Raw genomic sequence first — 23,023 nt, forward strand, 5'->3', positions numbered from 1 at the left:
AAAAGAGAAGGCGACCGTGCTAGCCTGGGTGAAGCAAGGCATGCCCGAGGGCGATCCTAAGAGCCTCCCCGCCCCCAAGAGCTTTGTTGAGGGCTGGAATATCGGCAAGCCCGATGTGGTGCTGAAGATGGACAAGCCCTACAAGATCCAGGCGACCGGGGTCGTGGCCTACCAGTGGTTCCGTGTCCCCACGAACTTCACGGAGGACAAGTGGATTCAGGCCGCCGAGGTCAAGCCCAGCGCACGGAGCACGGTGCATCACGTTCTCGTGTTTATTGACGAGAAAAAGGGCGGCTTCCGTCAGCCCAATGGCCTGGATGGCTTTGTGGCCGAGTACGCCCCTGGCGAGAGCCCCATGGTCTTCCCTGCCGGAGTCGCCAAGAAGGTTCCCAAGGGAGCGGACCTGATGTTCCAGGTGCACTACACCCCGACCGGCACGGAGCAGATGGATCAGAGTGAGCTTGGGTTTATCTTCGCCAAAGAGCCGCCCAAGGAGATCGCCGATACCATCGGGATTCTGGGTCTGAACCTACGTATTCCTCCAGGCGAGGAGAGCTATAAGTCGTCGCGGAGCTTGACGATTCCGGTAAACTCGACGATCTATGCCTACACGCCTCACATGCACGTCCGTGGGAAAGCCTTTCGGATGAGTGCGACCTACCCGGATGGCAAGCAGGAGACCCTGCTCTCAGTGCCAAAATACGACTTCAACTGGCAGACGCGCTACTTGCTCAAGGAGCCTAAGAAGCTCCCCGCAGGAAGCAAGATTCTGATCGAGGCCTGGTACGACAACTCGTCCAAGAACCCCTTCAACCCCGATCCGACCCAGACCGTCACCTGGGGCGAGCAGACCTTTGAGGAGATGATGATCGGCTTTATTGATGTGGTGGCGGAGGGCAACAAGACCCAACAAATCCGCATGCAGAACTTCATTGGTGGCCTTGCTCAGCGGCGAAGTGGATCCCGCACAGGAGGCAGGTAGCTCAAGAAGTCAGGGTTCGTCGACTTGCGCACTCGAGAGCTTGGGAGCACTCAAAGCAGGGAGGAATTGTTTCAGCCGTAGCTTGAGCTTGCTGGCAAAGACCTCATAGCCTGCTGGGCTGAGGTGGAGGTGCTTGTCGGAGTAGAGTTCGGTCTTCAGAAGGCTGTCGGTGTGGATAAACTCGCGCCAGAGGTCGAGGACATGGACCTTAGGGTCGCTGTCGAGCTTGAGGGTATCGAGGAGCCGGTTGAGGTAGGTGACATCTCTACCCGCGTCGGCGACAGGATCAAAGGCGGGAAGGACCTTCACCAGGACAATCTGCGACTGGGGACAGCGCAGGCGCAGGTTCTCCACGCAGAGCTTGATGCCGTGTGCGGCAGTGGCGACAGGCGCACCATTGGCGGTGATGAGCGGGGCGTTGTTGACCCCGATCATTAGCACGATCACCTTCGGCGAGGCACCATCGAGTGCGCCGTGATCCAGCCGCCAGAGGATATTCTCCACCCGGTCGCCGCCAATGCCAAGGTTGACGGTTTTATAGGTCGCGAAGTGCTTCTGCCAGGCGGCGTTGAAGGGCGCACCGTCCCAGCCCCCGCCCCAGCCCTGCGTGATGCTATCGCCGAGCAGGGCAATGTCTATGTTCTGTCCCGCTGCCTTCACCTTCTCGATGCACGTTGCGTGGTGTGCGACCCAGACATTGTCCTGGCCCTCCTTCGCTCCCCAGTGAGCCGCGGTGGGGGTGACAAACCACTGCTCGGGCAGGTGCTTCTGGCGCTCATGGCCGGGCTTGCGGATGTACTCTCCCTTGGCAACCCACGCTTTTTCCGCGTCGGTGAGCGGCCAGCCCGTGAGCTGGGGGTCTAGCTTGCCCTCGTTGTAAGGGGCGTAGGGGTAGAGCAGGCGCTTCCCATCGGCGGTTCGCGGTGTCGTCCCGGTTGGGAGCGCGGCAGGAGCGGGAGGATTGGTCGTTGCCGGGCGGGGCTCGCTTGCCTTCTTGGGGAGCACCACCGCGTCGCCACCAAGCCCTTTTCCACCGAGAGTCTTGTCTAAAAACGGCTTGAGGCGCTCGGCATAGACCCGGTAGCCCTCAGGCGAGAGGTGGATGTTATCGGGGGTGAAGAGTGCAGGCTTGATCGTCCCGTTGGCGTTGGTAAAGTCGCTCCAGAGATCGAGCACGTGCACCTTGGGGTCGCTCTCCAGCTTCAGGGGATCAAGGGCAGCGTTGGTCTTTTTAATATCCTCGTAGAAGGCATTGCCGGGTGCGTGGGCGGGCAGGATCTTGGCGACCACGACCTCAGCCTTGGGGAACTTTGTTCGTAGGTTGTCCACACACGCCTTCACGCCCTTGGCGGCGGCCTCGACACCGGTCTCGGGGGCGAAGAACATGTTGTTGTTGCCAATCATCAGCACAATCAGGCGCGGATGGATTCCCTCGACACCGCCGTGATCCATCCGCCAGAGGACATTCTGGGTCTTATCGCCGCCAATGCCGATATTGAGGGCTTTGTAGCTCCCAAAGTACTTCTTCCAGGCGGCATTTAGCACTCCCGTGTCCAGGGGACTGCCCCACTGCTGGGTGATGCTATCGCCCACCAGCAAGACATCCACAGGGCCTTGGTTAGCCTTCACATAGTCCACGAGCTTGGCGTGGGTGTCGAGCCAGCTTGTCCCACCCCAGAACCCCGCCGACGGTGTCGAGGGCCAGAGGGCAGGCAGGTGCTTTTTCTCATCAGCTCCGGGCCGCCGCTCGTACTCGGGCTTGAGCACATAGGCACGCTCCGCCTCCGTCAGCGGCCAGCCGGTCTTCTGGGGCTCATCGGCGCGTACGGGCAGGGGAATGAGCCCTAGGATGGCAATTGTTGCAATAAGATACTGAGACATTCGTTACCTCTTCGTGATGTTTTTCGTTGTCAAACTACCCCTCGTAGCAAGAGCGGGACGGGCAGGATATAGGTGCGTGGGATCGCTCTGCCCGATGCGAGCTGGTTCAGAAGCGCGGTGCAGGCCAGCTCGCCAAGGCGCAGAAAATCGGGCTGGGTCGTCGGAAACGCTGGCTGGAAGTGTCTTCCCAGCTCTAGGTTGTCGAAGCCAAAGACCGCCATGTCTTCTGGTACACGGAGCCCGCGCCGCTGCAGAAGCTCGATCAGCTCAATGGCCACGAGGTCTTCCAGGGCGATCAGAGCTGTGGGAGGCTTGGGCAGGGCGAGCCAGCGGTCAACAAGCGTGTGGAGTGTGGAGCTCAGGCAGGTGCTTCGCTCCGAGAGGCGCACCGCAGGGGGTAGCGGGCGCACGAGGTCAGGGTCGAGCGCTAGGCCGTGGTCTTTATGGGCATCTTTGTAGCCCCGCAGGCGCTCACGCAGCGGCTCGTAGTACGGCTCTTGTGGCCGCGTGACCAAGCCGATACGCGCATGGCCCTGCGTAAGCAGCCAGCTCGTGACATCGTAGCCGAGATGCCAGTTATCAAAGATCGCGGCACTATGGGGGCTTTCCTGCGGAATCCATCCGGTCAAGACAACAGGAACCCCGAGATCTTCATGGATCAGATAGTCGCGCAGGGCTTCGTCGGTGGAGCGCGGGAGCGGTGCGATCACCAGGCCTTGTACTCCCGCATCAAGTAGGTCTTGGACAGCGGCCCGCTCACCGGCTAAGCTCAACCCCGATGTCCCACTCAGCAGACGATAACCTTGACGCTCGGCGACGAGCTGAATCCCTTGGGCAGTCTGCTGGAGAAGAGGGAAGAGCGCACGGGAGCCCGACAGATCGGCAGGCGTGACGTGTCCAACTCTCAGAACCGGCGCGGGAGTTTCCGCGGCGTGACGGAGCACCACAAACCCACGACGACCGGGTATCCGAGCCAGCACCCCTTCGGCTACCAGCGCGGTGAGCGCCTTACTGATGGTCGGACGACTGACCTGATAACGCTCTCGAAGCTCGCTCTCCGTCGGCCAAGACGCAGGTTCACTCCAGGCAGATAGGTCACGAAGGAGCTGCTCTTTGACACGAATACAGGCAGAAGTGGAGGACATGTCTATGAATTGTAAAACAAAATGATGGAAATGTCAATATTCATTTTACAAAAAGAACGTTTTCAATCCGCTGGTTATTCTATCTAGCTCGGTGCTGTTACAGAGTAGAGACGACACAGCTCTCTGGGAGCCCTAGCTGTTCCATCCCGAAGAAGATCTCTTTGGGATTCAGATGCAGCCACGGCGAGGGACGAGCGGATCCGTCCGGGGAGGTAATGCTTTTTCCGCCTGTGTACGGTGTGGGTGGCTACAGTATTGGCTACAAACAGAGAGGGCGGGAAGGGATAAAATCTCTTCCCGCCCTCTCCTATAGATAAGCCGACGACCGGGTTCGAACCGGTGACCTGCTGTTTACGAAACAGCTGCTCTACCACTGAGCCACGTCGGCGCAGGGGAAATTCTATCATACAGAGTTTGTTGTTGCAAGGCATTTTAGGGCTATACTAGCACCATGCAACGAGAATTTGAGACTGACGTGACAACGGTCACTTTTCTCTGCACGGATATTGTTGGTAGCACTCGTCTCTGGCAAGAAGATGGTGCGCTGATGCGCGAGCGTCTTGCCTGGCACGATGGACAGGTGCGTGAGCTTGCATCACAGCTCAGTGGCGATGTTTTCAAGGCACGGGGTGATGGTTTTTTTATCGCGTTTCCGACAGCACTTGCTGCACGCGATATGGCCGTGGCGCTCCAGCAGGCGCTCTTTCAGGAGTTTGGCGAGGCGTTTGCGATCCGCACCGTTCTGATCACCGGTGAAGCAGAGCACCGCGAGGGAGATTATTTCGGCCTTGCGCTCAGCCGTGCCGCACGGGTTCTGGAGCTGAGTCATGGTACCCAGCTTGTGCTTACCGAGACCAGTGCGCGGCTTGTTTTGGAGGCGGAGCCCACAGCGACAGCGCAGCTACAAGATCTGGGGACGTTTCAAATCCGAAGCCTGGAGCAAGCAGAGCATCTCTTCCAGCTCCTGATCCCCGGACTTCCCACGGAGTTTCCTCCGCTGAGCAGTGCCTCCCTACCTCCTCATAACCTACCCCGAACTCTGACATCGTTTATCGGGAGGGAAAAAGAGTGTGCGGAGGTGGAGCGGCTTCTCTCACAGACGCGTTTGCTGAGCATTTTAGGCGCAGGAGGGAGCGGTAAGACCCGTATCTCTCTGCACGTGGGCGATACACTCCTTACTCAGTATCCTGGTGGTGTCTGGTTCGTGGATCTGGCTCCGGTCGCGGATGGTGCTCTGTTGCCCCGTGCGGTTGCGGCGGCTCTGCGGGTGCGTGAAGATGCGGGAGAAGAGCTGATGCCTATGCTTCTGCGTCATCTGGCGACGCGAAAGATCTTGCTGATCTTGGATAACTGTGAGCACTTAGTTGCTGCCGCCGCGCAGCTCACGGAGCAAGTGCTGGCCCACTGCCCCGATGTCACTGTTCTTGCCACCAGTCGCGAAGCTCTAGAGCTTTTCGGGGAGGTCGCCTGGCCCCTACCCGGCCTCACGCTTCCTCCCGAGACCGACACCCAGCCCGCACGCCTCCTACGCTACGAGGCCATCTCGCTCTTTGTGGAACGGGCACCGGCGACCTCACCAAGTTTCCGTCTGACCACCACCAATGGCAGTGCCGTGGCGCGTGTCTGCTGGCGCCTCGATGGCATTCCGCTGGCACTGGAGCTTGCCGCCGCCTGGACGAGCGCACTCTCGCTGGAGCAGATCGAGAAGCGCCTAGCGGATCGCTTCGGGTTCTTGATACGCGGCAGTCGCACCGCCCTCCCACGACAGCAGACCTTGCGCGGCACTCTGGACTGGAGTCACAATCTTCTCATGGAGGAGGAGCGCATCCTCTGGCGTCGACTCTCGGTCTTTGCGGGTGGCTTTACGCTAGAGTCCGCCGAAGCCATCTGCACCGACGATACCCTCCCCGACTATGGAGTTCTCGACTCTTTAGTTGGCCTGCTACGCAAGTCACTGATCCTGCGAGACGGTGATTCCGACGAGCGCTACCGCATCTTGGAAACCGTCCGTGAGTATGGTTTAGAAAAACTCAAAGAAGCCGACGAGCTCTCCACCTTCCGCCTGCGCCACCTAGAGCACTTCACCGCCCTCGCCGAAGAAGCCGAGCCCCACCTGCGCGGCCCCGACCAAAAACCCTGGATGGATCGCCTAGAGACAGAGCATCCAAACCTGCGGGCAGCTCTTACAAAGCCTGAAAATGGAGAGTTTGCTCTACGACTCGCAAGTGCGATTTTCTGGTTCTGGCGTGTCCGGCAACACTTTGCGGAAGGTCTACACTTCTTAAATAATCTGATACCAACAGATACCAATTACTCACAATTATTACATGCCAAAGCCTTACGGGCTTTGGGCATTCTTTCGATGGAAATAGGAACACTCAACGAAGCCAAGCGAGCCTTGAGGCAATCACAGCAAATTTATGAGAACTTAGAAAATACACAAGACGCTATAATTATCATTTCAAACTTAGGAATACTAGCAATTAAACAGGGGAACCTAACGGAAGCAAAAGAAAATCTGTATAAGGCTATTGATTTCTATCAAAAACAAAACGACAAAGCAAGAGTAGCGATGCTCTTAACAAATTTAGGATGTGCGATTATCAGTGAAGATAATCCCAATTCATACCAAGAAGCCAAGTTAATATTCCTAAAAAGTTACGAAATCAACGCAAAAATAAATGATAGAGAAGGAGAGGCATCAGCACTTTTTAATATTGCCTATGCATCATTCAAACTCAATGACTTAACATTATCAAAAACAAGCTTAATAAGATTCTTAAAACTTTCAAATACAAATGACATCTCATCCGGACAAACCAAGGGACTACTTCTCTCAGTGAAAATTTTAAAGATCGATAACTCTAACAGTCCAATCATCGTCCCACTTCTCGGCAAAATACACTGTCTATTAACTGAAGGTAATACTCCCCTTGATGAAACTGAGGTTGTAGAGTATAATTCTTTCACTAGCACCTTGAGTAATTCACTAGGTTTTGAGGAGTATCAAAAGCAATTTAATTCAGGTATACAACTAAGTATGGATGAGGTATTGGAATTAATAGAAAGTGAGAGTTAGTCATGGAATCAGCAGCATGGGGTTGGATACTCTTGGGTATTGCCATCGGGTATTTACTAAATAATCGATGTTGTGAAAAATCAATAAAAAGTTCAGGCGAACAGAATTCATCTACACGTCCACCTGTTGGCCCTTTAACAATACCGGTAACAAGATTAAGACCCGTAACATCACCCATTGAAGCGCCTTATGACCCTATAACAAATACAAGCACTGTAAAAAGAAATCAGATTTGTGATATCCATCTTTATTTTAGAGAAAACCAGATTGATTTAGGTGAAATCTCAATATTAACGTCAACACCACCCGGCATCATACACATCAACAACCAACTGAATTCAGGATCAGATGTTCAGCTTTATGAAGTTATCTTGAGATCAGTCAATTCTGACAACCAAAACATAGCTAAATTCAACATCAAGGTCATCTAACTGATTCAATTGTCTTCAACAAATATCTGGCAAAAGCTAGCAGACCACTTCGCCGGGCAGTATGTGCCCGGCGATTTCTTTGTTCGTGAGCATCTCTTAGTTCCCATTCCACCCTGGCAAGTGCGCGTTGAGGTGGAGCCGACGAGTTTGATTCCGATGACGCGGGTGAGTGCAGAGTGCACTCTGCGACGGGCGTTCTGTTTTCGGCTGGAGCGGACGAACCGAGGGACGGAGCTGGCGACGAGCCATCCGCTCTTTGCGGAGAGCTTGCTGGCGCTTCCGGGCTACCGGGAGGCGCTGCTCTCGGAGCGCTTTGTGCTGGAGCTGGGGCCAGGGCTGCTTTGGTGCGATACCTACGGCATCGTGACCGAGCAGGCGCGGCTGATTCGGCTGATTGAGATCGTGGCGGAGACGCTTCAGCGGCTCCGGGACTTCCAGCTGATCGAGGGCTGAGATAAACCGGAGCGCAGCTTCTGGTCTTGCTGACATCGGATCAGGCATTTGGGCAGAGTGCGGCTCTGGCTCAGCACCGGGACTTAGCCCTTGTCCGCGCAGTTGAGAATCGGCGTCCGGTCGTACAAGTTGCCACAACGGGCATGACAACCCTCATCTCACCCACGGGTGAGATCCTCGCCCACCTAGCTCCGGGCAAGCGTGGGATTCTCTTTGTGCATGCTATACTGCCCGAGTGAAACGGCGTAACTTAAGCGGACTGTCTGCCCCTCTCTCGGGGCTCTTGCTGGTACTCTCTTTCCCCAACTTCAATCTCTGGCCCCTCGCCTGGGTGGCGCTGGTTCCGTTTTACCTGGCGATAATCCATCACCGAACCCATCCCCCTAGCCCCCTTCCCTCTCCAAAGGAAGAGAAAGGGAAAGGGGGAATTCTAACCCTCCTTCGGAGAGGGAGGGTGGCCGAGGGACGAGGCCGGGTGGGTTCAGGCTTCTGGCTAGGCTTCACGATCTTTCTCACGGGCGTCTACTGGATCTCGGAGCTCAATGGCAGCACGCCCGCCGACAAGCTCTTCCCGTGGATCGGGCTCGCGGCGATCCAAGGCAGCTTTTTCGCCTGTTTCGCGCACCTGGCAGGCGGGGTGATTCCCAAGCTCCCCACTTTGGCCCGTCCGGTTGCCTTCGCGGCAGGCTGGGTGACTTTCGAGCTGATTCGCAGTCTTGGAACACTCAACTTCCCCTGGATGATCCTCGCCGTGAGCCAAGCCTATGGCGGCGGACTTCTCGCGCTCCAGTGGGTTTCCGTCGGCGGACAGTGGCTGCTCTCGTTTCTCATTGCACTGGTCAACGGCCTTCTTGCGGAGGCGTGGCGGACACGTGCTTGGAAGCCAGGACTCGTCGCCGGAGCCCTCCTTATGACTGTCTTCATCGGTGGGGCAGGGTTTATGGCAAGCTGGAAAGCGCGGCTCTCCGCCTACTCTAGTGACCACTCTGGATTAAGCGTGGCAGCACTTCAGGGAGGGCGTGAGGCATCCGACGGTGTACCCGATTATGCTCCGCTGACCGAGCAGGCAAAAGCGCAGTTGATTATCTGGCCCGAGGCGGCGGCGGGGCCGCTGGTGGGCGCGGAGTGGCGCAGTAAATATCTCTCGGAGCTGGCGATTCGGACAGAAACGGATTTGTTCATCGGGGCGGGTGAGCGCGAGCCGAAGAAGTCCAATACCGTCTGGCATATTCGGCCCGATGGGAGCACGGGCGGACGCTACGATAAGCAAGTTCTCGTGCCCGGTGGTGAGTTCTTCCCGCTCTACGAAGTCCTCGGCCCCATCTACTTTCGCTTTGGCGCGACTCCCGAGTGGAACAACGCGCCGGGCAGTAAACCAGGTGTCTTCACACTGGCAAACGGCACGAAGGTCGGGACGATTATCTGCTACGAGTCGGTGCTGCCGTGGGTCGCGCGCCAGGAAGTGCAGCAAGGCGCGGAGTTTCTTGTCCAGCCAACGTCTGACTCCTCGTTTGGCAAGACTGCTGGCCCCTACCAGCACCTGGGCATCGTGATCACCCGCGCCGTGGAAAACAGACGCTACATCGTCCGCGCCGCCGCCACCGGGGTTTCTGCCATCATCAGCCCCGAAGGAAAAGTCATCGCCTCGCTAGATCTAGGGCAAAAAGGTGCCCTCACCGGCGGCGTGCTTCCCCTCACAGAGCGGAGCCTTGCCAGCCGCATCGGGGATCTGGTGGCCTATTTCTGCGCGGCGGGGAGCGTACTGGCGCTGGCCTACCCTCTAACCCACGCTCGGCGGGGGCAGCACCCCTCCCCGGTAAAATAGCTCTATGAATCGCGCAATACTGCCTCTCCTCCTTCTCCCCCTCCTCCCGTGGCTCTCGGGAGGAGGGGGCAGGGGGGAGGAGGGCTCCAAGTCCTTCACGCTCCTCCACACCAACGACCAACACGGGCACCTTCTGCCGTTTTCCTACCCGACTCGCGTCTCACCGAAAGATGCAGTAGGAAAGATGCCACACACGCAAGACATTGGGGGGATCGCGCGGCGGGCGACGCTGGTGAAGCGCATCAAAGCCGAAGCGAAGAACTGCTGGCTGATCGATGCGGGCGACTGCATGGACGGCTCGCCGTTCTCCGTGGAGTTCTTTGCGCAAGCCGACTACGCCGCAATGAGCGCCGTGGGCTACGACTTTGGGGTCTTTGGCAACCACGATTTTAACATGACCGTCCCGCAGTTTGAGGCGCTGATCAAAACCCCCACGTTCCCACTGGTGCTCGCCAATGTGACCGAGAAGAAAGCCAACAAGCCGATCCTGCCACCCTATGTGATTAAACAATGGGGTGGCCTCAAAGTGGCGCTCTTTGGCCTGGTGACAAGCTCGACCAAGACCTACACGGCGGCAAAGGCGGCCTATAAAGTAGACGATCCCCTCACCGTCGCAGCCACACTCGTGCCCGAGCTGCGCAAGCAGGCGGACTTAGTCATCGCCATCACGCACATTGGCCTCGATGAAGACCGGCAGCTCGCGCGGCAAGTTCCGGGAATTGATGTGATTGTCGGGGCGCACTCGCACACCCGCCTGCCAGTGGGAGTGATCGAGAAAGAGACGATCATCCTGCAAGACCACCAGTGGGTCGGCGAGCTGGGGCGGCTGGACTTCACGGTAAGGCGCGACGCGGCGGGCAAGTGGAAGATAGACAAGTTCACCGAGAAGCTGATCCCCATCACCAAAGAAATCCCCGAAGACCCGGCGACCGCGAAAGTGGTGGCGGGCTACTGGGACAAGATCAAGGCCAAGTACGAGGCTGTCGTAGGCGAGACCACTACCGAGCTGACCGACACCCCCGACCATGACTTGCAGCCCACCAACTATTATTTAGTCTGTGATGCGATGGCAGAGTCTACGGGCGCGGATTTCTATATTGAGAACCAGGCCGGGGTGCGCGCTCCCCTGCTCAAGGGCAAGGTAACGTTTGGAGATATCGTCTCGCTCGACCCGTTTGACAACGCGCTCTATACGTTCAAGATTCAAGGCAGGGACTTAAAAAAACTCCTCGGCACGCTCCGCCCCCTTCCCTCCGCGAACCTGCGCTACTCGGTCAAGCAGCGTGGCACATCGCGCTTTGGCTGGACACTGGTCGGGGCGACGCTTAAAGGCAAGGAAATAGACAACGACACCTACTACTCGGGTGCGGCCTCGTCTTATTTGTTCTCCAGCGCGATTCGCCGTGTCGCCATAGAGGGCAAAGAAACCGGCACCACCCGCCGCGCCGTGCTGGTGGAGTACCTCAAGAAACACTCCCCCATCACCGTGAAGGAAGATGGTCGGGTGCGCTTCGACGGTGCAAACCCCTTCTCTGAGGAGGGGAAATAGGAAGGCGTGACCAATACTGCTACATGAGCAATTGGCCACAGGCTGCCGGGCCTAAGGGAAACTGGCAAACGACGGGTAAGGCACCCGTTTCTTGGAGTGTTGCAGAGGGCAAGGGTGTTGTCTGGAAGACGGCGCTTCCGGAAACGGGGCAGAGCGGAATCGCGGTCTGGGGGGATCGTCTGTATCTCACCACGATGGCGGTGCAGGCAGCAAGCAACACGGCCAAAGAGGGCGGCAGTATTGTCGGGCACTGCGTGGACGCCAAGAGCGGCAAGATTCTCTGGAGCGTGGAGCTGAAGGCCGCCGAGCCCAGCCCCTATGCCTACGGATTCTCGGACTCGTCGTCGCCCACACCGGTCACCGATGGCAAGCGGGTGTGGTTCACCAACTCCAGCGGGCAGCTTGCGTGCTGTGAGGCTAGCAGCGGGAAAGTGCTCTGGCGACGTGAGTGGAAGCCGACCACGGGCCGTCCGTTCAACAAGCAGTTCGAGCCGATCCTCGACAATGGGATTCTCCTGAGCTGTGAGCCACGCGACCTTGGAGATCCGCAGCGCGAGCGCGACCCGTGGAACTACCTCAAGGGCCTCGATGCGGTAACAGGAAAAGTTCTGTGGGTGGCAGAAGACGCCTTGACGCACTACAACACGCCGGTGTTTGGAAAACTTGATGGCGTCCCGTGTGTCTTGCAAGGCCGTGGTGGCCACCACGATGTCCCCGAAAAGCCCATTGGCCTCTCCCTCACACGCCTCACCGACGGTAAGACGATCTGGCGGACGGAGCTAACAGGTAAGGCACTCTACAACATGCACTGGGACGAAAAAGTCGCGGTGTGGATTGATGAGGACAAGTCCGAGCTGACGGTGCTGGAGAGCAAGACAGGTAAGATTCTGCGAACGATCCCCCTAGACCAGAGTGTCTCGCTACGCACTTGGGATGGTGGAAAGTATGTCACGGAGATGGACGTTAATCTGAAGCAGCGCAAAGTGAAAGTCTTTCCGGCATGGTTTACCAATATTCTCATAGACGGCTACTGCTGGTTTCTGTGCTTCTCCAATCCCCAGCCTGCCTACGGCCAAGGCCCCACCGGGCCACTCTACTGCGCAGGTCGCGTCCATCTGGCATCGGGCAAGGTGGAGTATCTGGAGCTTCCCACCGCGCCTGGTGGAGTCTACAAAAAGCCCGTCGCCGCCTCGACCGTGAACTCCCAAAGCCGCGATATCGCCCAAGATCCCCGCTCCAAGCGCGACGGCTGGCACTGGGTCTTCATCGGCTCGCCCATCGCCGTGGACGGCAAGATCTACTACACCATCCAAAACGGCGTGACCTACGTGCTCAACGGCAAGACAAAACCCATGGACGAGCGTGCGATTCTCGCGGTCAACGATCTAGGGCCACTGGGGCAGACCTGGAGCCTCAACACCCCGACCGCAGTCAATGGCAAGCTCTACCATAGAACCATGAAGGAGCTAATCTGCCTCGGATGAAAACCCTCCTCAGTGTCCTCGCGCTCGCTGCGACACTCGTTGCTGCGGCAGCGGTTCAGCCGCGAAAAGCAGGGCTAGAGTTCAACCGCGACATCCGCCCGATCCTCTCGGACAACTGCTTCTACTGCCACGGCCCCGATGCAGGCAAACGTCAGGGAAATTTGCGGCTCGATCAGCCCAACGCGGCGACCAAAGGCGAGCTTCTCAAACGCCTCTTTGCCACGCCCGATGCGGGGCAGATGCCACCTGCCGACAGCCATAAAACGCTCACGGCGGCGCAGAAAGAGACACTGAAGCGCTGGCTCGCAGAAGGCGCGCCGTACCAGAAGCACTGGGCCTACGAAGCCCCGGTTAAAGCGCAGACTCCCGCAGGCCAGAGTGCGATCGATTTTCTCGTCCAGAAGCGCCTGGTGAGCAAGGGCCTGAAGCCCTCGCCCACAGCAGATCGCCGCACTCTGATTCGGCGACTCTCGTTTGACCTACTCGGCCTGCCGCCCACGCCGCAAGAAGTCAGTGCGTTTGTGAGCGACAAATCACCTAATGCGTATGCGAAGCTTGTCGAGCGCTTGCTGGCAAGTCCTCACTACGGCGAGCGGATGGCGCAGAGCTGGCTCGATGTGGTGCGCTTTGCCGACACGATCGGCTACCATAGCGACAATCCACGCAATATCTGGCCGTATCGGGACTATGTGATCAATGCGTTCAACACCAACAAGCGCTTCGACCGATTTACCCGTGAGCAGCTCGCCGGGGATCTCTTGCCCGATGCCAACCAAGAGACCCGAATCGCCTCCGCGTTTAACCGGCTCCTGCTGACGACCGAAGAGGGCGGTGCCCAGCCCAAGGACTACGAGGCGCGCATGCTCACGGATCGCGTTCGCGCCGTTGGTGCGGCATGGCTGGGACAGACCACAGGCTGTGCCAACTGCCATGACCATAAGTTCGACCCCATCACACAGCGCGACTTCTTCCGCCTCGGGGCGTTCTTCGCCGATATTCAAGAGGGCATTATCGCGGTTCGTGAGCCAGGGATGCTGGTCACCACGCCTGAGCAAGAAAAACGGCTTGCGGAGCTCAAAGGCCCGGAGAAGAAAGCCTACGAAGCGACTCTCACGCGCTGCCTGGTGACGGTAAGTACAGAGAAAAAACGAACCGTGCGTATCCTCCCCCGCGGCAACTTCCTCGACGAAACCGGCGAGGTGGTGACGCCAGCAACGCCGGCGTTTTTAACCTCCCCCCTAACCCCCGCCGGGCGGGGGGAATCCCGCCTAGATCTCGCCAACTGGCTGGTCGCACGGGAGAACCCGCTGACGGCACGTACGGTGATGAACCGACTCTGGAAGCAGCTCTTTGGCAGTGGGATCAGCCGGGTGCTCGACGACCTCGGGGCGCAGGGCGAGCCCCCCACCAACCCCGCTCTCTTGGACTGGCTGGCCTGTGAGTTTCGGGACAGCGGTTGGGACATGAAGCACATGGTGCGGCTCATGGTTTCCAGCAACACGTACAAACAAACCTCGACGGCAAGCAAGGCCCTGCTCGCCGCCGACCCCGACAACCGCGAGTACGCCCGCCAGAGCCGCTTTCGGCTTGATGCGGAGCTGGTTCGTGACAATGCACTAGCAGTCTCGGGGCTGCTCTCTCTCAAGCTCGGGGGGCCGAGCGTCAAGCCCTACCAGCCCGACGGTTACTGGGACAACTTGAACTTCCCAACCAGAAAGTACGCCTCAGACGCCGGCGAGAGCCAGTACCGGCGCGGGCTCTATGTCTGGTGGCAGCGCAGCTTCTTGCACCCCTCGCTGCTGGCCTTCGATGCCCCTAGCCGCGAGGAGTGCACGGCGGATCGTGGTCGCTCTAATATTCCTCAGCAGGCCCTAGTGCTTCTTAATGACCCGACCTATGTGGAGGCGGCCCGTGCGTTTGCCACCCAAGCCCTCCAGCAACCTGCCGAGTCGCGCCTCACGTGGGCCTGGCAAAAGGCCCTCCAGCGCCCCCCCGATGCTATCGAGCAGAAGACGATCTTAGCGCTTATGGAAAAGCACCGAGCATGCTACAAAGCGACGCCAAGTGCCGCGGACGAAGTGCTTGCGGTAGGGCTGGCTCCGGTGCCAACAAACCTCGATAGGACCGAGCTCGCCGCCTGGACGCTTGTCTGTCGCGTGCTCCTGAACCTCCATGAGACGATAACAAGACAATGAACGACCTCACCCGACGCGCTTTTTTAGGCAAGACCACCCAAGGACTCGGTGCACTCGCGCTAGCCTCACTGGAGGCGCAAGCTTCCCCCCTGCTCCCAGGATTGGGAGGAGGGGCTAGGGGAGGAGGGCGTGCCAAGCGTGTGATCTGGCTGACCATGGCGGGGGGGCCATCGCAGCTTGAGCTTTTCGACCCCAAGCCCAAGCTCGCACAGCTCCACGGAGCCCCGATGCCCGAGAGCTTTACCAAGGGCCAGCAGCTCGCGCAGCTTCAGGGGCAGAAGCTGCTCTGCTTCGGGCCGCAGTTCGCATTCGCCAAGTACGGTAAGAACCAGACCGAGCTCTCGACCCTTCTTCCGCATACGGGGGCCATGATTGATGATATCTGTCTGATCCGCTCGATGACCACCGATGCGATCAACCACGATCCTGCGCACATGTTCATGAACACGGGCAGCCAGATCGCAGGCAGGCCGAGCATGGGCGCGTGGGTGACCTATGGGCTGGGCAGTGCGTCCAAAGACCTCCCCGGCTTTGTCGTTCTTACGTCGCTGGGGCCGGGTCGCTCGCCGCAGCCCATCGCAGCACGGCAGTGGTCGTCGGGGTTTCTGCCCAGCAAGTTCCAAGGCGTCCAGCTTCGGAGCAAGGGCGATGCCGTGCTCTATCTCGCCAGCCCCAAAGGCGTCACCCACGAGCAGCAAGGCGCCGATATCGCGGCGATCTCCGCGCTCAATGCCCACCACAATAGCTTTGTGGACGATCCCGAGATCGCAACGCGTATCGCACAGTACGAGCTTGCCTACCAGATGCAGACATCGGTGCCAGGCTTGATGGACATCTCCAAAGAGAAGCCCGAGACGCTGGAGAGCTACGGCTGCCAGCGAGGGGACGGGAGCTTTGCCAGCAACTGTCTGCTCGCCCGGCGCCTTGCCGAGCGGGGCGTGCGATTTATCCAGCTCTACCACCGCGACTGGGATCACCATAGCCAGCTCCGTGAGGAGCTGCCCCTACGAGCCAAAGAAGTGGACCAAGCCTGCGCCGCGCTTATCAAAGACCTCAAGCAGCGTGGGATGTTTGACGACACGCTGATTGTCTGGTCGGGAGAGTTTGGCCGCACCCCGATGTCGCAGAGCAACAAGGGCACCACGGGGCGCGATCATCACAATAAAGCCATGTCGGTCTGGGTGGCAGGTGCGGGAGTCCAGCGCGGCCTGGTCTACGGCGCCACCGACGAGCTGGGCTATGCGGCCCAAGAGAATATCGCCACGGTGCACGATCTGCACGCGACCATGCTGCATCTTTTGGGAATTGACCACAATGCCTTTACCTATAAGTTTCAGGGGCTCGATGCCAAGCTCACCGGCGTCGAGGGCGCAAAAATTCTCACAGGAATCCTGACATAAACCGCTAAAATAGGGAATACTAGAGTCACGATGCCCGAAAATAACGAAGAAGTTATACTCCCCCTGAGCCGTCGCCAGCTTTTTGCCTGGCTGACGGCGCTTGGGGCGGAAACGGCACAAGCGCAGCCGCCTGTGCAAGTCAAGCCGATTCCTGGACTGCGCCCCGACCAACCCCCTCGCATCAACTTAATTCCCCAGAGCCTTAGTCTCGTCCGGCCCGATGACTTGGTGGTGATGCAGGTGCAGTGGAGTGGCCTGACCCGGCGTGGAGCGGAGCTCGTGGCGGGTGGCAGTGGCGCAACCTTGACGATTCTTCTCCCTGGCCAGCATGTCCAGGAAGAGGCGCTGCCCGAAACCAGCTCCGGAGTGCAGCTCAAACCTCGACCTCTGAAGGCGCGGCTGGCGGAGAAGACGCGCCTCGTCTTTGCGATCCCGGCGGGCACCAGCATTACCTACACCACGGAAGGGATTCTGTCCGCCTGTGCTCGCTATAGTCTGGTGGTGCCCACCAAACATGGCGCACAGCCCAATCCCAGCGAGACGGAGATTATCTTCCCGACGGATCTCTCACTCACGCCCGAGGGCACGGTGGGCTTCGATCTGGAGACAAAGCCGGTCGAGCGCGAGGGCTGGGTGGAGCTCTGGCGGATGCGGCTGGAGCGACGTGGCCCCCTCAAGATTGGTCAGCCTAACTCTCTCACTGTCCGGGCGATCTGGGAGCCACTCTGGGGAAGCAGTGGCTTTATCCAGGGGGAACCCTTTGCTCCCATGATGCAGGGCGACCGCAAGGACCTTGTGGCAAGCATGGCCAGCGGCCCTGCAACCGAGGTCGGTGAGCTTACTCTCAGCGCACTAGGAGCCTGGGCGAACCTGCGCTACGACAACCCCAGCCCCAGTGCAAAAGTGGCGAGCTGGCGACACCGCACCGCCATGGGCCGTGACTTCTACGTGCGAATCGTCAAGAATGGCTTTCTGTATCCCTTTGGCCACCGCGCCGTCTTAGTCGCCGTCAGTGAGCGGCGCTTTTTGAGTGAGCCGGGAACCAACGGAAGTGTCGCCTATCTGGTCAAGCGCCAGTTTATCGTGGTGAAGGAACTAGAAAAGAGCACCTCTAGCCGCAGCTTCCCCTTCACAAAAGTCCGTCTGCTCCGCCAGCAGAGCCCACTGCTGGATAAAAACTTAGAGCAAGGTATCTGGCCACTGGTGGGAGGGAAGAACTTTCTCTGGGCCGTGGAGGCGGAAGATCACCGAGGGCAGGTTTCCAGCTTCGAGAGCCCGCTTGCCTTTATTCCCGTCGGCTACAGTGGCCCACTCCCTACCAGTGACAGCCGCCTGAGCCGCGCCTTTTCGGGGCAGACCATCGCGCTGGCTCCCAGTGGCACGCCGGGAGATACGTCATTTGCCACCGAGAGCATTCAGTTCAGTAGCACAGGAAGCGGCGATGCGTTTGTGCCCGCACTCAGCAAGGCGAGTCTCCGAGTGCCCGCGCTGGAGAGCTTAACCGGTAAAGCACAGAGTATCACGGTGAGCTACCACCCGAAGTATCTGGCGAGTGGCTTTGCCAGCAACCCCACCGAAGCATTTCTCGCGCTAGCCACGCCCGTAGGGCTGGACTTGCCGCTGTCCATGAGCGGCGGCATCGTGGCCCCCGACTTTGACTTCACGGCCCTGTCTCGCAAGCTCGGCCCTGTGGCAGGGGCGGCGATTCTGGAGGGTAGCTTCAAGCCCACACAGTACTTCACCGATGTGACGATTCTCGGCGGCATCAAGCTCGCGGATATTCTGGGTGAGGGAGTCTTGGGAGATGCGCCGCAGCTTCTGACCAAGTCCGCGGGGGAGGCACTGGACAAGACCCATCGCCTACACTGGGAGACGAGCAAGTTCACCACGAAGCCTCTCGTCCCCGGCGTTCTGGAGTTCAAGGGCAAGGGGGCGACGCTCAGCCTCGATGTTGTTTCGTCGGTGAGTGGGGCCGTGAGCGGTAAGCCACAGACTCTCTCGGTGAGCTTTAAGAACTTTTCTTTAAGCTTAATGAGTGTCTTGGACATTCACTTTGACACCCTCGCCTTTATGTCCGAGGGCGGCAAGAAGCCCGATGTCATCGCAGATGTCGAGGTCAAGTTTCAGGGAGTGCTCTCGTTTATCAATGCGCTGGAGCCGTATATCCCCAAGAGTGGCTTTAGTGATCCTCCGAGCCTGGATGTCAGCACCAGTGGGATCACGGCAGGCTATACCCTAGACTTGCCTCCCATTAGCTTTGGGGTTTTCAATCTTCTGAACCTCAGCCTGGGGGCAAGCTTGACTCTCCCCTTCTTTGGCGACCCAATGCGCGTTCGCTTCGCTTTCTGTGAGCGTCACCGCCCCTTTACTCTTGCGGTCGGCATCTTCGGTGGCGGGGGCTTTCTCGCTCTCGAGGCCACAACCAAGGGGCTGGAGTCGCTGGAGGGAGCCCTGGAGTTCGGCGGGATGCTTGCCATCAATCTTGGGGTAGCGGCGGGCGCAGTCTCGGTGATGGCGGGGCTATACTTCAAGATAGAAAAAGACAAGGTCACGTTTTCGGGGTATCTTCGGGCCAATGGGACGCTCAAGATCCTGGGGATTATCACGATCAGCGCGGAGATCTATCTGGGGCTAGAGTACCAGAGCAGCGGCGTAATGGCAGGCGAGGCGCGGGTCTCGGTGGAGATTGAGTTCGCTTTCTTCAGCAAGACCGTCCGCTTCACCTTCCGCAAGGAGTTCTCCGGAGGCAAGGGGGCCGAGTGGTTCCCAGAGGGCGAGCAAGAGTACGCTTCGTTAGAGGACTCTGGAGCCAGCCAGCGCGGCAATGCCTCTATTCCTCTCAAAGCTACCCTTACCCAAAACGACTGGAGCACCTACTGGAGTGCTTTCGCCTGACGCCCCGTGACGCCCTCTTCAGGGGGCGGAGAATACAAAATCATGCCAACGCAACGAATTGTCTGGACGGCTCTGCCCAACGGCCCCGCAAAAGACCAAGCGGGCACACTCGCGCTTGCGGTCTATCTCGCGCCACAGCTCACCGACGCGGCGACGTTAGAGGCGTTTCCCGATCTGCTCGACTGGCCCGCCACGCTCAAGACCCTGAAGTTCTTAGTGACGATCACGGGAGCCGCACCGATCACGGTTGTCCCAAAGCTGGTCGCCGATAGTGCGCTATGGAAGGCCTTTTTCCCCAGTAAGCTCACGATCCAGAGCTTTGCCCCCCCAACCAAAGTCCCAACACTCAATATTCAGTCCTACTCGGTACTCGGAGTCTCAGCGCACCTCAAAGACCTGCACCAGAGCCTGCTGGTCGCCAAGCCGAACGCGGCGGGTTTTTACGATCTGCCCAGCACCGAGATGCTCGCCAAGAAGCTCTTTGAGCTTGCACCGCCCCTTGACAGCACAAAGCTCCCCGCCAAGTTCACGCCACTAAATGGCCCGCAGACCCAGCGCCGTATGACGGACATGAGGGCTGTGAGGCGTTTTCAGCAACGGGGTACAGGAGCCAAAAATCCCAAGAGCCTTCCGACGACGGCGTTTGATAAACCGCTGGAGTTCCATGATATTGCCGCCATGCTCGGGGAGTACCCGGCCTTGCTCAGCTTGCTCGGGCTGACGATCGAGCTAGCAGTCCCCTTCTCGGGCACGACTGCGGCCAATGCGACGGTCTCCGTAGCACCGATCTGGCCGGATAAGAAAGAGCTTCGCAAAGATGTCTCGCCGCGCACCGCACTCACAACAGGCGCATTCTACGCTCGCTCCCAAGATGGCTCCGTGGAGCGCGGCTTTCTCAAGGTCGGGGATGCCTCGCTCTTTGGAACGACACCGCTCGACACAGATGCGGGCGCGGCCCAAGTACATGCTGCTAGCGACCAGCTTATCTACTTTATGCCGATGACGCTGCTGCCGGCGGTGGTCTTTACAGGGCTAAAGTCACAGAAAGAGCCGCTCCCAAAGCTCGAACTCGACGATAAACCTCAGGTAGGACTGCCGGTTCTGCGAACGGTGGGGGTCACTCTGGCACGCAATGGGCGCGGTGCAGCGCTTCAAACGGCCCTGACGCGCTCTTTACAGCACAGCAAAGATATCGCCGACAACAAGCCCCCAGTACTCTTTGCCGAGGACATTACCCGAGGCTGGCGTGTGGATGTCCGGCAGGTGACGGGCAGCTCACCTGGCCCCTGGTTCTCGCTCTGCCGCCGCGAGGGAAAGTACACCGTGCGCGGCCTAGGTGCGCCGCTGAGCAAGAGCGACGAGGGCTTCGTGCGCAGTGTGACGATTGAGCAAGACGATAAAGAGGGAGTTCATGCCCATGAGGCGCTCTTCCGCTGGCACGGCTGGAGCCTCTGTGTTCCCCGCCCCGGTAGCCCCATGCCCGATGGAGAGTCCCAGAAAAGTGCCTTTAACGTGACCTGGCCCCTCACCGACACGGCGTTTACAGTTCCCAGCAAGAGCCTCTTGCCGCTGCGCTTTGGGCAGACCTATCAGCTTCGGGTTCGAGTAGCAGACATGGCCGGACAGGGTCCCGCACCCGAGAGCACGGAGAGCGCCACCGTCACGCCCGCCGAGACATTTTTGCGCTATGACCCTATCGCCCCGCCGGTCTTGCTCCTGTACGACGATCCCACGCCCGGCGAGTCGGCGGAGCGCCTGGTGATCCGCTCCGTAGATGAAAAGAGCAAGGCCGAGAAGCCCTGCACGCGCCATCTCGCCCCACCCCGCACCACCGTCGAGCTGGCAGAGCGCCACGGTATGCTGGATCGTGCCTCCCCCACAGAGACCTACAAGTGGCTCACGGACTACCAGGGTGAGTTCAAAGAGAAGGCCGTGGACAACCCCATGAAGCCCGGCGATAAGCTCTACTTTCTCATCGAGCCGACGGACAGCCCGATCAAGACCCCCTATCTGGCCGATCCTCTTGCACAGGCGGCTGTGGTGGACAACACGATTGTCTCATTTGGTGACCCTAAAAACTGGCCCCAGACCCAGTCGGTGCGGCTGAGATTGGAGGAGGGAGCAGCGGGTATAACCCAGAAAAACGGGGTGGTGACGGTCACCCTTCCCAAAGCGGAGACGACCACCCTCACGCTCAGCTCCGTCCCCACGGATGGCAAGCGTTTAGATGAGCTAGGACACTGGGTAACTCTCAAGAACAATGCGCAGGGGCAGAACTTCAATGTGCTCTACGGCACGGCGATGCACGGCGGTAACTGGCAGCTCACTCCCTGGCGCGAGCTGACACTTGTCCATGCCGTCCAGAAGCCGCTGCTCGCCCCCGACTTCAAGACCTGTGACGGTGGACGGCGCGCACTGGGTGCAACCGCAACCGGGCTGGGCAGGTTTCGGCTCACCTGCCACGCCAAGAGCACCGAGCAGATCGAGCTGGTGGCAAGCTGGGAGGAGATTACCGACACGGGAGTCGTGGTGGGATCGGGTGGACGACCTACACCGCCAGGCAAGGCATCTACTTCGGGGCGTCTGTCCACCCTCATGACCATGCCCGGAAACCTCTTTAGTCTGCGCTTCAAGAACGGGAAGATCCCTGAGAAGAACCAGGGCTGGGCTCCCCTGCGCGACCCCGATGGCTACCAGCGCACCCAGTTCGATCCCAACGCACAAGAGCTACTTCGCGGCTCTCGGACGCCCGGCGATGGAATCACGGAGCAAGACCCGCAGCTTGTCTTTCCCGACACCAAGTACCGGCGCGTCACTCTGACTCCCATTGCCACGACACGCTTCCGGGAGTATTTCCCACCCAAGCTCACCGAGAACCCTAAGAACATTACCCGCACGGGAGCCCCGGCGGTGATCGATGTGCTGAGTAGCGCCCGCCCCGACACTCCTGGCGTTCTCTCAGTGGTGCCCGTCTTTAAGTGGGAGCGCGGGAAAGATAAGAGTGTCCGGCAAGCGGGCCTGCGGGTCTACCTCCAGCGTGGCTGGTTTTCGTCGGGGGATGGCGAGCAGCTTGCCCTAGTGCTTGCTTCAGAAAGTTCTTTCACCCTCTCAGAGGACTACACCGCCTACACCACCCAGTGGGGCTCCGATCCGATCTGGGCCGACGAGGCACAACTCGACAAGCTCGTGCGCTTGCGCGATCTAAAGCAGAGCCGGCTGCGAGCACCGAGTGTGCGTCGCTTAGATCCCACTATTCCCGGGCAGCGTCTGGAGGAAGCAGCGTTTAAAAAGACGGGCCTGAGCCTGGCGGAGAGCGGGATTTTGGTAGATATACTTGCCTTCGATGTCGCCTTTGACGCGGAGAAGAACGCCTGGTTTGCCGATCTCCCACTAACCTCTAGCGCCTACACGCCCTTTATCCGGCTTGCCCTCGCCCGCTACCAGCCACGCTCCATGGACAATGCCCATCTCTCCCGTGTGGTGCTTGCGGACTTTGCCCAGATTCTCCCGGAGCGCACCGTCTCTCTTACCCGAGGCGGGCCACGCATCGGGATCACGGTCAGTGGCCCCGCCCCACTAGAGAGCCCACTCACCAAGACCCAGATGACCGTCCAGCTTCAGCGCAAGACCGGCGAGAGCGATTTAGATTGGCAGAGCCTAGATACCCCTCTTTCCCTGAACCTTACCCGAGGGGTCTGGAGCGG

General features: G+C 59.1%; 13 protein-coding genes, 1 tRNA gene and 1 pseudogene. 12 read left to right on the top strand and 3 right to left on the bottom strand.

Going from position 1 to position 23,023, the window contains the following annotated elements; translation table 11 throughout:
- Nucleotides 1-982, top strand: a pseudogene (locus AC1XOS_RS05700) (hypothetical protein); the annotation flags it as partial.
- Nucleotides 983-991: 9 nt separating this feature from the next.
- On the opposite strand, the gene AC1XOS_RS05705 reads toward AC1XOS_RS05700, so the two are convergent.
- The 3 genes from AC1XOS_RS05705 to AC1XOS_RS05715 form a co-directional block, all read right to left on the bottom strand.
- Nucleotides 992-2,863: a GDSL-type esterase/lipase family protein gene (locus AC1XOS_RS05705; protein ID WP_481961257.1), complete on the bottom strand. Its 1,872-nt coding sequence runs from the start codon at nucleotides 2,861-2,863 to the stop codon at nucleotides 992-994.
- 29 nt (nucleotides 2,864-2,892) lie between these two features.
- On the bottom strand, nucleotides 2,893-4,008 hold the full coding sequence (locus AC1XOS_RS05710; RefSeq protein ID WP_481961258.1) for a LacI family DNA-binding transcriptional regulator: 1,116 nt from the start codon (nucleotides 4,006-4,008) through the stop codon (nucleotides 2,893-2,895).
- A 316-nt stretch (nucleotides 4,009-4,324) separates the two neighbouring features.
- Nucleotides 4,325-4,396, bottom strand: a tRNA-Thr gene (locus tag AC1XOS_RS05715).
- Between the two features lie 63 nt (nucleotides 4,397-4,459).
- On the opposite strand from AC1XOS_RS05715, the gene AC1XOS_RS05720 reads away from it, so the two are divergent.
- The 11 genes from AC1XOS_RS05720 to AC1XOS_RS05770 form a co-directional block, all read left to right on the top strand.
- Entirely contained in the window at nucleotides 4,460-7,087 is a 2,628-nt protein-coding gene (locus tag AC1XOS_RS05720) for an AAA family ATPase (RefSeq protein WP_481961259.1), read from the top strand.
- Nucleotides 7,088-7,089: 2 nt separating this feature from the next.
- Entirely contained in the window at nucleotides 7,090-7,518 is a 429-nt protein-coding gene (locus tag AC1XOS_RS05725; protein WP_481961260.1) for a hypothetical protein, read from the top strand.
- 9 nt (nucleotides 7,519-7,527) lie between these two features.
- A complete protein-coding gene (locus tag AC1XOS_RS05730) occupies nucleotides 7,528-7,971 on the top strand; it encodes a hypothetical protein (RefSeq protein WP_481961261.1) in 444 nt (147 codons plus the stop codon).
- 20 nt (nucleotides 7,972-7,991) lie between these two features.
- Nucleotides 7,992-8,210: a nitrilase-related carbon-nitrogen hydrolase gene (locus AC1XOS_RS05735; RefSeq protein ID WP_481961269.1), complete on the top strand. Its 219-nt coding sequence runs from the start codon at nucleotides 7,992-7,994 to the stop codon at nucleotides 8,208-8,210.
- The gene (gene lnt / locus AC1XOS_RS05740; RefSeq protein ID WP_481961262.1) at nucleotides 8,207-9,796 is read left to right on the top strand and encodes an apolipoprotein N-acyltransferase; all 1,590 of its coding nucleotides are present in this window, start codon (nucleotides 8,207-8,209) and stop codon (nucleotides 9,794-9,796) included. Before AC1XOS_RS05735 ends, lnt begins: the two co-directional genes overlap by 4 nt.
- A 4-nt stretch (nucleotides 9,797-9,800) precedes the next feature.
- Nucleotides 9,801-11,345, top strand: coding sequence for a bifunctional metallophosphatase/5'-nucleotidase (locus tag AC1XOS_RS05745; RefSeq protein WP_481961263.1), 1,545 nt, complete (start codon nucleotides 9,801-9,803; stop codon nucleotides 11,343-11,345).
- A gap of 23 nt (nucleotides 11,346-11,368) precedes the next feature.
- Entirely contained in the window at nucleotides 11,369-12,829 is a 1,461-nt protein-coding gene (locus tag AC1XOS_RS05750) for an outer membrane protein assembly factor BamB family protein (protein ID WP_481961264.1), read from the top strand.
- Nucleotides 12,826-15,024, top strand: coding sequence for a PSD1 and planctomycete cytochrome C domain-containing protein (locus AC1XOS_RS05755; protein ID WP_481961265.1), 2,199 nt, complete (start codon nucleotides 12,826-12,828; stop codon nucleotides 15,022-15,024). The genes AC1XOS_RS05750 and AC1XOS_RS05755 overlap by 4 nt, the downstream gene beginning before the upstream one ends.
- Nucleotides 15,021-16,424, top strand: coding sequence for a DUF1501 domain-containing protein (locus tag AC1XOS_RS05760; RefSeq protein WP_481961266.1), 1,404 nt, complete (start codon nucleotides 15,021-15,023; stop codon nucleotides 16,422-16,424). Before AC1XOS_RS05755 ends, AC1XOS_RS05760 begins: the two co-directional genes overlap by 4 nt.
- Nucleotides 16,425-16,454: 30 nt before the next feature.
- Nucleotides 16,455-19,319, top strand: a complete 2,865-nt coding sequence (locus AC1XOS_RS05765) for a hypothetical protein (RefSeq protein ID WP_481961267.1) — start codon at nucleotides 16,455-16,457, stop codon at nucleotides 19,317-19,319.
- A 42-nt stretch (nucleotides 19,320-19,361) separates the two neighbouring features.
- On the top strand, nucleotides 19,362-23,023 hold a 3,662-nt coding region (locus tag AC1XOS_RS05770), incomplete at its 3' end, for a hypothetical protein (protein ID WP_481961268.1).

This window comes from Armatimonas sp. (genome assembly GCF_964826245.1).

Bases quoted from the DNA above. Each gene is read 5' to 3' on its own strand.
- AC1XOS_RS05765 (WP_481961267.1), top strand. From the start codon at position 16,455: ATGCCCGAAAATAACGAAGAAGTTATACTCCCCCTGAGCCGTCGCCAG.
- AC1XOS_RS05750 (WP_481961264.1), top strand. From the start codon at position 11,369: ATGAGCAATTGGCCACAGGCTGCCGGGCCTAAGGGAAACTGGCAAACG.
- AC1XOS_RS05710 (WP_481961258.1), bottom strand. From the start codon at position 4,008: ATGTCCTCCACTTCTGCCTGTATTCGTGTCAAAGAGCAGCTCCTTCGT.
- AC1XOS_RS05755 (WP_481961265.1), top strand. From the start codon at position 12,826: ATGAAAACCCTCCTCAGTGTCCTCGCGCTCGCTGCGACACTCGTTGCT.
- AC1XOS_RS05760 (WP_481961266.1), top strand. From the start codon at position 15,021: ATGAACGACCTCACCCGACGCGCTTTTTTAGGCAAGACCACCCAAGGA.
- AC1XOS_RS05745 (WP_481961263.1), top strand. From the start codon at position 9,801: ATGAATCGCGCAATACTGCCTCTCCTCCTTCTCCCCCTCCTCCCGTGG.
- AC1XOS_RS05720 (WP_481961259.1), top strand. From the start codon at position 4,460: ATGCAACGAGAATTTGAGACTGACGTGACAACGGTCACTTTTCTCTGC.
- AC1XOS_RS05725 (WP_481961260.1), top strand. From the start codon at position 7,090: ATGGAATCAGCAGCATGGGGTTGGATACTCTTGGGTATTGCCATCGGG.
- AC1XOS_RS05705 (WP_481961257.1), bottom strand. From the start codon at position 2,863: ATGTCTCAGTATCTTATTGCAACAATTGCCATCCTAGGGCTCATTCCC.